The sequence below is a fragment of the Mesorhizobium sp. P2_E7 genome (assembly GCF_056403855.1).
The window spans coordinates 240485-254778 of the sequence record NZ_JBFUER010000003.1; the positions used below are offsets into that span (position 1 = coordinate 240485).

Consider the following 14294-nt stretch of genomic DNA (forward strand, 5'->3'; position numbering starts at 1 on the left):
GGCCTCCGCGAATTTTTTCGAGACTCGCAATAAACAATGACAGCGCCGCCGGCTTCTGCCAATATTTGCGTAGCGCCCCTGACCGCCTTCATTATCATGAGGCGCGAGGAGGACCGGGAGGAAACAAAAATGTCGGTTGGAATCCGCCACGACGATTTGCGCCGTCGCAACCGTGCGATGGTGATTTCGGCCGTGCGCCGTGCCGGCCAACCGTCGCGGACCGAGATCGCGGCGACCACCGGCCTCAGCCATTCGACCATATCGGCGATCTCGTCGGATTTGATTGCGGAAGGCATCCTGGCCGAAAGCAAGCCCGGCGAGACCGGCGCGCTGAAACGCGGCCGGCCGCAGGTCGGCCTTGGCCTCAACCCGGAAGCGGCGGCGGTGATGACCGTGGTGCTGTCGCTGAACTTCCTCTCCGTCACCGTCATTGACTATGCCGGCCAGGTGGTCGCCGAGGAACAGCGCCGGCTCGACACGCTGACCATTTCGCGCGACGAACTGATCGGCGAATGCACTGCCATTGTCAGACGCCGGCTCGAGGATCCCGACCTCGACGTCCAGAGCGTCGCCCGCATTGCCATGGGCATTCAGGGCATCACCGATTCGCATGCGCGCGCCATGCTGTGGTCGCCGATCACACCGCTGACCGACATTGCCTTCGCCGACATACTGGAAGCGGAATTCGGCATTCCGGCCACCATGGAAAACGACTGCAACATGATGGCGGTGGCGCTGCAATGGCGCCAGCCTGACCGCTATCGCGACGATTTCATCGCCATCCTGCTCTCGCATGGCATCGGCATGGGGCTGGTGCTGAAGGGCGAACTGTTCACCGGCACCCATTCGTCCGGCGGCGAGTTCGGCCACATGATCCACCGGCCCGGCGGCGCGCTGTGCCGTTGCGGGCGGCGCGGCTGCGTCGAGGCCTATGCCGGCAACTACGCTATCTGGCGCAGCGCAAAGATGATGAGCGAGGATGCCGAACCGGTCGATGTCGGCGACGCCGACATGCGGGCGCTGGCCGCACGCGCCCGCGAGACGGATGGCCCGGAGCGCGAAGCCTATCGCAAGGCGGGCGAGGCGCTCGGCTTCGGCCTTGGCAGCCTGTTCGCGCTGATCGACCCCGCCCCTGTCGCCATGGTCGGTGTCAGCGCCGCCGCCTTCGACCTGATCGAGCCGGCATTGCGCGAGGCGATCGCCCAGACCGCCGGCGGCCAGCACTCGAAGTCGATCTCCTTCGACACCGAGCCCAACGAACTGCCGTTGATCCGCGAGGGCTGCGCCATGCGGGCGCTAAGCTTCGTCGACCAGGAGATTTTCGCGCCCGGCATTCAAGCGAAGACCGGCAAGCACGTCGCCTGAGAGGCCGGCGACGGCCCGGCGCGCCGGGCTCTAGTCTTCGCGGATGGCGTAGCCGGCGCCGCGGATGGTGCGGATGACGTCCGGCATGCGGCCATTGTTGACCGCCTTGCGCAAGCGACCGACATGCACGTCGACCGTGCGTTCGTCGATGTAGATCGTCTCGCCCCAGACATTGTCGAGCAGCTGGCTGCGTGAGAACACACGGCCGGGGTGGCGCATCATAAATTCGAGCAGGCGGAACTCGGTCGGCCCCAGTCGGATCTCGCTCTTCTTGCGGTAGACTCGGTGCGATTCACGGTCGAGCACGATGTCGCCGACCTTGAGCACGCTGGACAGGACTTCCGGCTTGGCGCGGCGCAGCAGCGCCTTCACGCGCGCCATGAATTCCGGCGTCGAGAACGGCTTGACCAGATAATCGTCGGCGCCGGTCGAAAGCCCGCGCACGCGGTCGCTCTCCTCGCCACGCGCGGTCAGCATGATGATCGGCAATCGCTCGGTCTCGGGCCGCATCCTGAGCCGCCGGCAAAGCTCGATGCCGGACACCGCCGGCACCATCCAGTCGAGCACCAGAAGGTCGGGCACATTTTCCTGCAGCCGGATTTCGGCCTCGTCGCCGCGCGTTACCACTTCGACCTGGTAGCCTTCGGATTCGAGGTTGTAGCGGAGGAGCACGCCCAGCGGCTCCTCATCCTCCACGACCATGATGCGTGGCGCAATCATCAGCAGTTCACCCTTGTCAGGCCGACGTGGCCATCGCCGTCTCGTCCTGCTTCGGGCGATTGGCAGGCAATTGCTGGCCGGTCAGCACATAATACGCATTTTCAGCGATGTTGGTGACATGATCGCCGATGCGCTCCAGATTCTTGGCGCAGAACAGAAGATGCGTGCAGGCAGTGATGTTGCGCGGGTCTTCCATCATGTAGGTCAAGAGTTCACGAAACACCGACGTGTATTTGACGTCGATGCGCTCGTCCTCATTCCTGAGCTTCGCCAGCGCGGCCGCATCGGCGGCGGCATATTCCTCGACCACCCCTTGCACCTGGATCAGCACCAGTTGTGCCATCGCATCGATGGAATGCGAGAGGTCGCGCGGCGTGACGCTCAAGCCCACAGTGCCGACGCGCTTGGCGATGTTCTTGGCGAGATCGCCGATGCGCTCGAGGTCGCCGGCCATGCGGATCGAACCGACCACGGCGCGCAGATCGTTGGCCATCGGCTGGCGCTTGGCGATGAGCGTGATGGCGCGGTCGTCGAGTTCACGCTGGCGCGCGTCCATGATGGCATCATCGGAAACCACACGCTGCGCCAGCGCGTTGTCCGACGTGAGCAGCGCTTTGGTCGAGCCGCTGACCATCGACCCGGCCAGATCGCCCATGTCGCGGATCAGCTTGCTGATCTGGCCCAACTCTTCATCGAAGGAGGCGACGGTATGTTCACCCATGATCCTGGTCCTCGTGCCTGAAAATTCAACCGCTGGACGGCTCAGCCGAAGCGGCCGGTAATGTAGTCCTGGGTGCGCTTGTCGTCGGGATTGGTGAACATCTTGTCGGTGGCGCCCTCCTCGACCAGGTAGCCGAGGTGGAACATCGCCGTGCGTTGCGACACGCGCGCTGCCTGCTGCATCGAGTGGGTGACGATGACGATAGTGTAGTTCTGGCGCAGTTCGTCGATCAGCTCCTCGACGCGGGCGGTGGCGATCGGGTCGAGCGCCGAGCAGGGCTCATCCATCAGGATCACTTCCGGCGAGACCGCGATGGCGCGCGCGATGCACAGGCGCTGCTGCTGGCCGCCGGACAGGCCAGTGCCGGGTTCCTGCAGGCGGTCCTTGACCTCGTTCCAGATCGCCGCCTTCTTCAGGCTCGACTCGACGATCTGGTCCATGTCGGACTTGCGCTTGGCCAGGCCATGGATGCGCGGGCCGTAGGCGACGTTCTCGTAGATCGACTTCGGGAACGGATTGGGCTTCTGGAACACCATGCCGACGCGAGCCCTGAGTTCGACGACGTCGATGTTCTTGTCGTAGATGTCGTCCTCATCGAGCGTGATCTTGCCGGTCACCCGCGCTGAATCGATGGTGTCGTTCATGCGGTTGAGGCAGCGCAGGAAGGTCGACTTGCCGCAGCCGGACGGGCCGATCAGCGCGGTCACCTGGTTTTGGCGGACGTCGAGATTGACGTCGAACAGCGCCTGCTTCTCGCCGTAGAACACGCCGACCTTGTCGCCGCGCATCTTGATCACTTCGTTCGACTTGGCGTTCATTTTGTCGCCCACTGCGTTTTCAAGGGACTGTTCGGTCATGATGTTCATACCAAATTGCCTTTTTTCTACCAGCGCCGCTCGAACCGGCGCCGAAGCACGATCGCGGTGATGTTCATGGCCATGAGGAAGACCAGCAGGATGATGATGGCGCCGGACATGCGCTCGACAAAAGCGCGTTCGGCCTCGTTTGCCCACATGTAGATCTGCACCGGTAGCGCGGTTGCCGGGTCGAAAGGTGTCTTCGGATAGTCGGCGACAAAGGCGACCATGCCGATCAGAAGCAGTGGTGCGGTCTCACCCAACGCGCGCGCCAGGCCGATGATGGTGCCGGTCAGGATGCCGGGCGCGGCCAGCGGCAGGATGTGCTGGAACACCATCTGCATCTTGGAGGCGCCAAGCCCAAGCGCTGCCGAGCGGATCGACGGCGGCACCGCCGCAAGGGCGGCGCGCGTGGCAATGATGATGGTCGGCAGCGTCATCAATGTCAGCACCAGGCCGCCGACGAAGGCGGCCGAGCGCGGCATGCCGAGGAAGTTGATGAACACGGCAAGCCCGAGCAGGCCGAAGACGATCGACGGCACCGCCGCCAGATTATTGATGTTGACTTCGATCAGGTCGGTGAAGCGGTTCTTCTTGGCGAATTCCTCAAGATAGATCGAGGCGGCGACGCCGATCGGCAGCGCCAGCAACAGCACGATCACCATCATGTAGAACGAGCCGATGATCGCCACGCCCATGCCCGACGTCTCAGGCCGGCTGGAGGCGCCATAGGTGAACAGGCCCGTATTGAAATGCTCGGCCATCACGCCATCGGCCTTGAGCTTGTTCATCCAATCGATCTGCTGGTTGGACACCTTGCGGCGGGCTTCATCGACACTGAGGTCGATCTGGCCCTTGAAGGCGGAGTCGAGATTGGCGGCGGCCAGGATGTTGACGTCACGCGTCGTGCCGATCACCGAGGGATCGGCGGCGACGATGTCGCGCAGCTGGACGCGGGCGCCCTCCGACAGGAAGCCCTTGAGCTTCAGCATCATCGGCTTGTTGGCGGGATCGATGCCGAGTTTGGCGACCAGTGCGTTTTCGGCGAGCTTGGGATAGTTCGCCTTGATCAGCACGTTCGGATCGGTGGCGCGCTTGCCGGAGGGATCGATCACCTTCTCGTCGAAGGTTATCGGCAGCGTCACCGTCGTCTGCCAGAAGGCGGTGTAGCCTTTCGAGACGATGGTGATCAGCATGATGGCCAGGAACGCCAGGCCGACCGAGATCGCAATCACACCATAGATGCGGAAGCGGCGTTCGGCGGCGTAGCGCGCCTTCAGCCCGATGTCGCGGCGCGGGCGCGCGACAGCACCCGCCATCGTGTCCAGGGGGATGTCGGTCATTCGTACTGCTCCCGGTACTTGCGCACGATGTAGAGGGCGACAATGTTCATCACCAGCGTCAGCGCGAACAGCGTCAGGCCGAGCGCGAAGGCGACCAGCGTCTGCGGTGAGTTGAACTCGAGATCGCCGGTCAGCTGGTTGACGATCTTGACGGTGATGGTCGTCATCGCCTCGAATGGATTGGCGGTGAGATTGGCGGCGACGCCGGCCGCCAGCACGACGATCATCGTTTCGCCGATGGCGCGCGACGCAGTTAGCAGGATGGCACCGACGATGCCGGGCAGTGCCGCCGGCAGGATCACCCGCTTGATCGTCTCCGAGCGCGTGGCGCCCAGGCCGAGCGAGCCGTCACGCATGGCGCGAGGCACCGCGGTGATGATGTCGTCGGACAGCGACGACACGACCGGGATCAGCATCACGCCCATCACCAGGCCAGCGGTGAAGATGCTCTGGCCCTGGATGAACGGCGAGCCGCCGGTGAGTGCCGCCGACAGGTCGCGCATGAATGGCCCGAGCGTGACCACGGCGAAGATGCCGTAGACGATGGTCGGGATGCCAGCCAGCAATTCCAGCGCCGGCTTGACCACCGAGCGCACGCTGCGCGAGGCATATTCGGACATGTAGACCGCCGACATCAACCCGACCGGCACGGCCACCAGCAGCGCGACGGCGGCAATGTAGAGCGTGCCGGCGAGAAGCGGGATCAGGCCGAACTGGCCCTGGCTGCCGCCCGAACCGGCGGCGGCGAAGCGCGGATCCCACACTGTGCCGAAGAAGAAGCTCATCGGCGACACGCTTTCGAAGAAGGTGATGGTCTGGAACAGCATCGACAGCACGATGCCGACCGTGGTCAGGATGGCGATGGTCGAGGCCGCAAGCAGCCCCCACAGCATCAGCCTCTCGACATTGTTGCGCGCCCTGGCGCGCGGCGCGATCTGCCGCAGCGCATAGAAGGCGCCGGCGATCGACAGTGCAAGTGTGATCACCGCGCCAAACAGGCCGAGCCTGTCCTGGACCTTGTTGGCCTCGACGGCGATCGGAATCATGTAGTCCTGCGTGTCGGTGGCCAGCGCCACGCCCTTGGCGATGAGCAACGGCTGCAATTCAGCGAAGGTGGCGGGAAGCGGCGTAGCGGCATCGAGCCGGCGCAAACCCTTGGCGAGGCTCTTCACCAGGCTGGCGTCGAGCGCTTCGCTGGCGACCTTGGAGTCGACAGTGCGTTCGGGCAAGGCGGCGTGGATGTGCCGGTCGAGATAGAAGGACGAGCCAATGTCCCAGACGGCGAGCAGCAGGACGGCAGGCAGGACGGCGAGCAGAAAGGCCCACCAGCCGTGGTAGTGGGCGCGCGAATGCGGCTTGACCTTGCCGGTATCCTGCGCCGCGGCGCGCTGGCGGCCGATCACGAAGGCGACCACGCCGATGGCAATGACTATGGCGAGTACGAGCAAGGACGACATCACCCACCCCAGGGAAAATTCAGATCGCCGCCGCCGTTGCGGCAAGCGGCAAAATCAGGGCGCGGATTTGGTCCGCGCCCTGATCCGGTCAGTTGATTACATCGTCTTTCCGGCGGCGAAGGCGTCGCGCTGGCTCTGACGCTCGGCGTCGGGAGCCGAAACCAGGCCGTACTGGGCGAGCGGGCTTTCCGGGCCGATCATCTGGTCGTCAAGGAAGAACTCGACATATTCCTTGAGGCCGGGAACGACACCGAGATGCGCCTTCTTGACGTAGAAGAACAGCGGGCGCGAAACCGGATACTTGCCGGTTGCGATCGTCTCGGTCGAAGGCACGATGCCTTCCACGGTGGCGACCTTCAGCTTGTCGGCATTGTTCTCGTAGAAGGCGAGGCCGAACACGCCGACGCCGGTCTTGTTGGAGTCGATGCGGGCGAGCGTCTCGGTGTAGTCGCCGTCGATGTCGACAGCCTTGCCGTCCTTGCGGATGGCGATGCAGGTCTTGCCGATTTCCTTGTCGTCGGCAATGCCGGCGGCCTTCAGGGCGGCCTTGTCGCAGCCGGCGTCGAGAAGCTTGGTCTCGAACACTTCGCGGGTGCCGTGCTTTTCACCGGGGATGTAGGCAGCGATATCCCAGTCGGGCAGCTTCGGGTTGACCTGGTTCCACTTGGTGTTCGGATTGGCGACGAGCTTGCCGTCAACCACCAGCTTGGCGGCGAGCGCCTTGTAGATGTCGGCGGGAACCAGCGCCCAATCCGGGCCCTTGATGTCGGTGGCGAAAACGATGCCGTCATAGCCGATGCGGACTTCCTGGACTTCCTTCACGCCGGCGTCGGCGCAGGACTTCAGCTCGTCCTTCTTGATCGGACGCGAGGAGTTGGCGATGTCGATGGTGTCTTCGCCGACGCCCTTGCAGAATTCCTTGATGCCGGCGCCGCTGCCGCCGGACTCGACAACCGGGGTCTTGAAGTTGGTGAAGGTTTCGCCGAACTGCTCGGCGACGATCTTGGCGTAAGGCAGCACGGTCGACGAACCGGCGACCTGGATCTGGTCACGCGCAGCGGCGACACCGGACGATGCGGCGAACGCTACCGCCACGGCCGATGCCGTAACGAGGAATTTCTTCATGTGGCCTGCTCCTGTTCGGAAGATGGTCTCTCGGCGCCCTCTTCAGCCGGCGCCCGCTGAGGCCAATAGCCTTCGATTATTACAGTCGCATGACAGTTTCGTGTCAGCCCGGTAACGTCGGATGGACGCACAGAAAGCCGCAGCCGGCCTGCCTCGCCGGCAGAGCCGCAGTTTGCCGCTGGAATCATAAGCTTGCGGGATTTTGCGTCGGCATTTGTCCCGGCGGATCGCAGGCCGCGATGCCGAGAAAGAAAAACCGGACGGAAGCGCGTTGCCCGTGGCCAGAGCGTATCTTGGCTGAGCCATCGCCAAAAACAGGTCCGTTGGGGTAGATTTCGACGCTGTTTCTTGTCGGCGGTCGCTTGCTCCCGCCCGTAACTGAATGAGCGGTTTGTTGCGGCCATTTTCCCGAATGGGCGCAAGCTTTGATATGGTGCGATCGCACCATACCGCTGGACGCCGCTGATCTGCCGAATCCCGGTACTGATACCAGTTAGCCGGCGTCGCGTTTGGCTTCGCTCGCGATGCCGGCCCAGCGTTCGACCTTTTCGAGCAGCGCCTTGGGACTGATCGGCTTGGGCAGATAGTCGTCCATGCCGGCTTCCAGGCAGCGCTCGCGGTCGCCCTTCAAGGCATGCGCGGTGACACCGACGATCGGGATATGCGTGCCGCTCTCTTCCTCCAGCCGGCGAATCGCGGCCGTGGCTTCGAGCCCGTTCATCTCCGGCATCGAGACATCCATCAGGATCATGCGCGGATTGAGCCGGCCGAAAGCATCGAGCGCCTTGCGGCCGTTGCCGACGATCTCGAAGCTGAAGCCGGTTTCACCGAGGATCTGGGTGAACACCATCTGGTTCACCTCATTGTCCTCGGCAACGAGGATATCGAGCCCGCGTTCGTTGCCGCCTGCCCGGGCGCGGGCACGCAGCGGCGGCGGGTGCAGTTGCGATCGCTCGGACGCGCCCCGTGCCGTCGCTGTCGACGTCGGCTGTACCATCGCTTCGCCGGAACCGCCGCTTGCGGCCTCCGGCGCAGGGTCTGTTGTGCCGTGGCGATGGCGCTGGATGGTGGCGACCAGCGTCTCCAGCAGCACCGAGGAGCGCGCCGGCTTGATCAGCTGCGCATCGATGCCGAGATCGCGGTAGCTGGTGTTGGCGAGCGACTGGTCGACCGAAGTCAGCATGATGATCGGTGTGTCGGCGAGCCCCGCGGTGTTGCGCACGACGCGCGCCATTTCGGCACCGCTCATCCCCGGCATCTGGTAGTCGAGCACGACACAGTCGACCGGCACGCCATAGGCGGCCGCGGCAACCAGCACCTTCAGCCCTTCGGCACCGCTTTCGGCAGCGCAGGAATCGAAAGTCCACGACACCATCTGCTCGGTCAGGATCGAGCGGTTGACGGCGTTGTCGTCGACGATCAGCACCCTTGCACCGGTGACGTCGACGGGCATGATGCGCTGCCCTGTCTGCTGCCCGGCCCTGGGCAGCGTGACGGTGAACCAGAAGGTCGAGCCCTTGCCCTCGGCGCTCTCGACGCCGATCTCGCCGCCCATCAGCTCGACCAGCCGCGAGGTGATGGCAAGGCCGAGCCCGGTGCCTTCATGGCGCCTGGTCGACGAGGTATCGACCTGATTGAACTTTTCGAAGACGGCCTTCAGCTTGTCCTCCGGAATGCCTATGCCGGTGTCGGTGACCGAGATGGTGAGCCTGGTTCCGGCCACAACCCTCTCGCCGGTGACATCGACCAGCACATGGCCTTCGTCGGTGAATTTTACCGCATTGCCGAGCAGATTGGTGACGATCTGCCTGATGCGGCCGACATCGCCGATGAACAGGCTTTCCAGGCCCGGCTCGACGCGCACGATCAGTTCGAGGTCTTTCTCCTTGGCGCGTGTCGACACCAATGTCGCAACATCCTCGATCGCCTCGGGCAGGTTGAACGGCGCCGGGTCGAGCACGAGCTGGCCGGCATCGATCTTGGAGAAGTCCAATATGTCGTTGATGATCGTAAGCAGCGCGTTGCCCGACTTGACGATGATGTCGGTGAACGTCTTCTGCTTGGGGTCGAGGTCGGATTTGGCGAGCAGCTCGGCCATGCCGAGCACGCCGTTCATCGGCGTGCGGATTTCGTGGCTCATATTGGCCAAAAATTCCGACTTGGCGCGGTCGGCGAGCACGGCGCGCTGGCGCGCCTCGCGCAGTTCGGCCTCGCGCATTTTCAACTCGGTGATGTCGGTGGTCGATCCGATCAGATAGAGCGAACCGTCCGACGCGATCATCGCGCCCTTGCGCGCGAACTGGTGACGCACATTGCCGTCGGCAAGCGTCACCGTCTCCTCGATCTCCTGCGTCTCGCCGGTGCGCAGCACGGCCATATCGCCGGCGACGAAGGCCTCACCGTCCGCGCCGAAGATCTCGACGTCGGTCTTGCCGATCGCCTCCTCCTTGCTGAGGCCGGTCAAGTCGCACCAGCCCTTGTTGACGTAGAATTGGCGCAGGTCCGAGCGCTTGGCGTAGATCGACACCGGCACATTGTCGATGAGATTGCGGAACACCTCGTTCTCGCGCATGCTCTCTTCCAGCGCCTGCTCGCGCGCCTTGACGTCGGTGATGTCGGTGCTGGAGCCGACCAGATGCACCGAGCCGTCAAGCGCCACCAGGCGGCTCTTGCGCGTCATCAACTGCCGCACCGTGCCGTCGCGATGTGTGACGGGCTCCTCGACCTCGCGCACTGCCCCGGTGACGACCACTTCGGTGTCGTCATGGCTGTAGCTTTCGGCATCGTCGGCGCCGAACAGCTGGCGATCGGTGCGGCCGATGACATCTTCCTTGGCGATGCCGGTCATGGCGCACCAGGCCTTGTTGACGAATTCGATGCTGAGATCCTGCGCCTTGATGAACGCAGCGACCGGCAGTTCGTCCATGACGTGGCGGAACAAGTCGATCTGGCGCATCGAATCCTGCAGCGCCTTTTCGCGGCTCTTGATCTCGGAAATGTCGACACGCACGCCGATGAAGGTGCCGTCCTCGGTCCGCATATCGTAGACCTGGTACCAGCGGCCGTCCGGATTGAGACGCTCGTAGGAGGTGTTCGGCAAGTGGTAGCGGGCGAGGATTGCGTTGAGCCAGACGTCGCGGTCGCCGTCATAGAGCCTGTCGATCTCTGGATCCCCGCTCAGTCGGAAATAGCCGACCGAGTGTCCCAGTTCCAGCGCGTCGCGGAAGCTGCTGCCGGGCTGCCAGGCCGGCACCAGTGCCGGCAGCGTGTCCTGCAGCTTGCGGTTGGCGAAGACAAACTTGTCGTCGCGGTCGTAGATGATGACGGCGGCGGGGAGCGATTCCAGCACCGTGGCGAGGGTCTTGCGCGCGTCTTCGGCTTCCGTCTCGCGGCGCTTCATGTCGGAGATGTCGAACAGGAAACCGGCGACATAGTTGCGGCCACTTGGCATGCCGACGCGGTTCTTGCGCACGATGCGCGAGCGCCTGGCGCCCTCGACCTCGAAATTCTCCTCGATCTCGTAAGGCGTGCCGGTCGCCAGCACGGCGCGTTCGCTATCTTCGAACAGCGCGGCGTCCTTGCCCGGCATGAAGTCGCCGCCGGGCCTGCCCAGCATCGCTTGCGGCGTCTGTCCGAACAGCGCCGAGAACGCCTCGTTGACGAACACGAAGCGCAGATTGTCGTCCTTGACGAAAATCGGGTCCTCGACGGCGTTGATCACCGCCTCGGCCAGGCGCGATTTTTCCAGCGCCTCGGCGAGTTCGGCCTGGCGATCCTTCATGTCGGTGACGTCGACATAGGAGATCAGCCTTTTGCCGCCGGCGAGCGGCGCAAGCGATGCAATCAGCGTACGGCCGTCATTGCGCGGCAATTGCCTGGAGCCCACCACACCGGCCGTGATTTCCGCTTCGCGCTCGGCGATGTGGCCCTGCCATTCGGCGTCGTCCGCGCCGTAGGGGTCCATATCGCGGCTGGCCTGCATCAGCTCGCGGAAGTCGCAGCCGATCCCGGCGCGTCGGGGATTGATTTCCCAGAAATCATAGAAGGCGCGGTTGATCACCTCGGCGCGCATGTCCGCATCGAGCACAAGCACGCCGATCGGCATCTGGTCGACCATCGTGCGAAGATTGGCGAAGGTCTCGGTGATTTTGGCGTTGGCACTCTCGATCTCGGCGTCGCGACGCTTGAGCTCGGAGACATCGTAGTAGGTCAATAGCCGCTTGCCGCCGGACAATGGCGTCACCGAGAACATCATCGTCCTGCCATTGGCATGGAGAAATTCGCGCGGCGCAACCGAGCCGGCGCGGATCTCCTCGATGCGGGTGGCGAGGTAATGCTGCCACTGCTGTTCATCGAGATCGCCATAGATGCCGTTGCGGCGGTTGAGCTCCATCAGCAGGCTGAACGGCGCGCCGACAGTGATGGCTCCGTCGGGAATCCTGGAAAGGTCGCGATAGGCCTTGTTGACGATGAGCGTGTCGAGCTTCGCGTCGAGCAGCACGACGCCCATATGCATGGCATCCATCGTCCGCTCGAGATCGGCAAGATGCTGCGTGCTTTCGTCTGCCGCGGGCTGACCACTCTGTGCCTGCCGAAGGTCGTCCAATGCACTGGCCAGCGCCGTGACGTTGCGGCCAATGCCGCGATAGCCGGTAAATTCGCCCTCTCCGTCGAAGCGTGGGGAGCCGCTGATCGAAACCCAGCGGCAGCCGGGGCGGCCGCCCTTCAATTCATAGACGAAATGGCGAAACGGCCGATGCGCCTGCAGATCCTCCAGATGCGCGGCGGCCTGTCGATTGCCATGCGACATCTGCTTGAGGAAATCGAAGCGGAAACGGCCAAGAATGCTGGCGGGATCGATGCCGGTAGCGGCCTGGTAATTCTCCGAGAGCCAGGAAAAGCGCAGTTCGGCGTCGGTCTCCCAGATCCAGTCGGCGTCCGCCTCGACGAGTTCGTTCCGCGCTTCGGGTAACGCCACGACGGACATGTCCTCGCGGTTCACAGCCCCTTTTCCGGAACCGCGTCCGCCGCGTGTTCCAACAGTCCCGTCAGCCATCCCGTTCCCACCCCGAAAGCCAAGGCCGAACCCCCTCAGCGGTTCGCCGGCGGAATGTGCCCGAGAAGCATTAATGATCCGCTAACCATAATGCATCGAGACTGCGGCCAGAGCCCACATTGCCCTGCGGTATTCCGCCGGTTGTCGGCGGAACCCCGGCCGGGCTATAAGTCGGCAGGGGTATTGCGGATGACTGGTTGGATCGTGCCTTGTTTCCTGGGGCTGGCGCTGCTTGCGAGCAGCGGCTGCGCGCGCAGCTATGACGGCACGGTGGTGATCCCGAGGCCGCTCGATATCAGGCGGGTCTGGGATCGCGACCCGTCGCAGACCGAGGCCAGCAAGATGCAGGCACAAGCAGGCGTGTTTCCGACGCCGCCGCCGCAGGAGCCGTACCGGCCGGCGGTACGCCGGCACACGACAACGATTGCTTCGCCGAGACGGCACGTCAGATCCAGCCCGCCCGCGATGGCTTCCGAACCGGCCGACCCGCTCACCTGCAAGAATGTCAGCGAGCCCGGCAAGCGCTACAGAATGGTCTGCGAATAGGCTCCCGATGCATGTCGCCTGAAGTGACCCGGTTTTTGGGATCACGACATGCATAAAAAAAAAGGGAATTTTGGCGGCGCGCGTCAGTCCGCCGGGAAGAATGCCGGCCCAACCATCCTGACCGGCCGCGAGAAAGCTTCGACCGATTGCTGCTGGGCAGCGCCGATAGCCTGCGGGGCATCGGCTTCGGTCGGGGGGACTTGCGAAACCGTGCCGAGATCCGGCTTAGCCGACGGCAAGGGAATGATGGCGTTGCTCATATTGGCTGGCGTCACCGTGCGCGCCCTCAGCTCGGCGACACGCCTGGAGTAGCGCTTGACGTCGCATGCCCGGAACGTCGCGTCGTCGCGGTATTTGAAGGCCGCCGGGAGGTCCTTGTAGGGTTTGCGCGTATCGAGCGCGACCATCTCTTCGGTTTCAAGGCTTGGATCACTGAGCGTGTACAGGTCGACGCCGGCATCATCGCAGATGTAGCGGCACTGATCGACCATCTGCTTGACATCGTCGCCTTGCACGAACTGCGATTTCGGCGCCGGGAAAAAATAGCCGTCGGACAGGCGAACGCAAAACAACATCGAATTCCTGCCGATCGTGGCGCCCGCCGGACGCTGTTTCTGTTGCCCGGCAACGGGCGCGCAGCCGAGCGCGACGAGCCTGGCCTGCGGCCCCGACGTATCCCGGCCCGACATCGCGGCGCCGGCGATCTGGCGTTGCACCTGTGTGCGGCTTTTGGCGAGATCGGCGCAAGCGTTGAAGAAGCCGCCCGAAGCACTTTGCGCCGTGCAGCGACGTTGCCTCTCCAGGCCCTGGATCGCCGCAAGCTGGCGGCGCAGCTGTGCAAGCTCGGGGCTGATCCCGCCGCCGGACGAGGCCATCTGGCCCCTGAGCGCCGCGCATGGATCGGCCAGGCAAGCCGAGCTTGCGAGCACAGTCGCCGTCATCGACACCAGTGCGAAGATCACGACCAGCCACAAACGCATCATCGGCGACCCTGGTCCTTGTACCTGTGGAGCCGGCAGCCGCTCTGGCCGATTGAGTCTCCATATATGAGGCAAGTCTAATTAAGATAAAGCCAGCAACGGTCAGGTATTTTACATCGCGTGT

Annotated in this window: 10 protein-coding genes; 2 read left to right on the forward strand and 8 right to left on the reverse strand. The window is 63.8% G+C overall.

Translation table 11 applies throughout. The annotated features are described in order from the left end of the window. Positions 1-129 precede the first annotated feature (129 nt). Positions 130-1365: an ROK family protein gene (locus AC1DYC_RS20245; RefSeq protein ID WP_477409335.1), complete on the forward strand. Its 1236-nt coding sequence runs from the start codon at positions 130-132 to the stop codon at positions 1363-1365. 30 nt (positions 1366-1395) lie between these two features. Here AC1DYC_RS20245 and phoB read toward each other — a convergent pair whose 3' ends face one another. The 7 genes from phoB to AC1DYC_RS20280 form a co-directional block, all read right to left on the reverse strand. Next, positions 1396-2085 (reverse strand): phosphate regulon transcriptional regulator PhoB, encoded by a 690-nt coding sequence (gene phoB / locus AC1DYC_RS20250; RefSeq protein WP_010911896.1) that lies wholly within the window; start codon positions 2083-2085, stop codon positions 1396-1398. Positions 2086-2101: 16 nt separating this feature from the next. Then, positions 2102-2806 (reverse strand): phosphate signaling complex protein PhoU, encoded by a 705-nt coding sequence (gene phoU / locus AC1DYC_RS20255; RefSeq protein WP_477409337.1) that lies wholly within the window; start codon positions 2804-2806, stop codon positions 2102-2104. A 41-nt stretch (positions 2807-2847) separates the two neighbouring features. Beyond that, a complete protein-coding gene (pstB, locus tag AC1DYC_RS20260) occupies positions 2848-3672 on the reverse strand; it encodes a phosphate ABC transporter ATP-binding protein PstB (protein ID WP_112559514.1) in 825 nt (274 codons plus the stop codon). Positions 3673-3689: 17 nt separating this feature from the next. After that, complete coding sequence (gene pstA / locus AC1DYC_RS20265; RefSeq protein WP_477409339.1) at positions 3690-5006, reverse strand: phosphate ABC transporter permease PstA; 1317 nt, start codon at positions 5004-5006, stop codon at positions 3690-3692. Then, complete coding sequence (gene pstC, locus AC1DYC_RS20270; RefSeq protein WP_477409341.1) at positions 5003-6463, reverse strand: phosphate ABC transporter permease subunit PstC; 1461 nt, start codon at positions 6461-6463, stop codon at positions 5003-5005. The genes pstA and pstC overlap by 4 nt, the downstream gene beginning before the upstream one ends. A 96-nt stretch (positions 6464-6559) precedes the next feature. Next, positions 6560-7588, reverse strand: coding sequence for a PstS family phosphate ABC transporter substrate-binding protein (locus AC1DYC_RS20275; RefSeq protein ID WP_477409343.1), 1029 nt, complete (start codon positions 7586-7588; stop codon positions 6560-6562). 493 nt (positions 7589-8081) lie between these two features. Then, positions 8082-12575, reverse strand: coding sequence for a PAS domain-containing protein (locus tag AC1DYC_RS20280; protein ID WP_477409632.1), 4494 nt, complete (start codon positions 12573-12575; stop codon positions 8082-8084). 258 nt (positions 12576-12833) lie between these two features. On the opposite strand from AC1DYC_RS20280, the gene AC1DYC_RS20285 reads away from it, so the two are divergent. Next, on the forward strand, positions 12834-13190 hold the full coding sequence (locus tag AC1DYC_RS20285; RefSeq protein WP_477409345.1) for a hypothetical protein: 357 nt from the start codon (positions 12834-12836) through the stop codon (positions 13188-13190). A gap of 83 nt (positions 13191-13273) precedes the next feature. Here the strand turns inward: AC1DYC_RS20285 and AC1DYC_RS20290 are convergent, their stop codons facing one another. Then, on the reverse strand, positions 13274-14173 hold the full coding sequence (locus tag AC1DYC_RS20290) for a DUF2865 domain-containing protein (RefSeq protein WP_477409347.1): 900 nt from the start codon (positions 14171-14173) through the stop codon (positions 13274-13276). Positions 14174-14294 lie beyond the last annotated feature (121 nt).

What these genes read in the sequence shown, in the direction of transcription:
- AC1DYC_RS20245 (WP_477409335.1), top strand. Translation starts at nt 130, where the DNA reads ATGTCGGTTGGAATCCGCCACGACGATTTGCGCCGTCGCAACCGTGCG.
- phoB (WP_010911896.1), bottom strand. Translation starts at nt 2,085, where the DNA reads ATGATTGCGCCACGCATCATGGTCGTGGAGGATGAGGAGCCGCTGGGC.
- phoU (WP_477409337.1), bottom strand. Translation starts at nt 2,806, where the DNA reads ATGGGTGAACATACCGTCGCCTCCTTCGATGAAGAGTTGGGCCAGATC.
- pstB (WP_112559514.1), bottom strand. Translation starts at nt 3,672, where the DNA reads ATGAACATCATGACCGAACAGTCCCTTGAAAACGCAGTGGGCGACAAA.
- pstA (WP_477409339.1), bottom strand. Translation starts at nt 5,006, where the DNA reads ATGACCGACATCCCCCTGGACACGATGGCGGGTGCTGTCGCGCGCCCG.
- pstC (WP_477409341.1), bottom strand. Translation starts at nt 6,463, where the DNA reads ATGTCGTCCTTGCTCGTACTCGCCATAGTCATTGCCATCGGCGTGGTC.
- AC1DYC_RS20275 (WP_477409343.1), bottom strand. Translation starts at nt 7,588, where the DNA reads ATGAAGAAATTCCTCGTTACGGCATCGGCCGTGGCGGTAGCGTTCGCC.
- AC1DYC_RS20280 (WP_477409632.1), bottom strand. Translation starts at nt 12,575, where the DNA reads ATGTCCGTCGTGGCGTTACCCGAAGCGCGGAACGAACTCGTCGAGGCG.
- AC1DYC_RS20285 (WP_477409345.1), top strand. Translation starts at nt 12,834, where the DNA reads ATGACTGGTTGGATCGTGCCTTGTTTCCTGGGGCTGGCGCTGCTTGCG.
- AC1DYC_RS20290 (WP_477409347.1), bottom strand. Translation starts at nt 14,173, where the DNA reads ATGATGCGTTTGTGGCTGGTCGTGATCTTCGCACTGGTGTCGATGACG.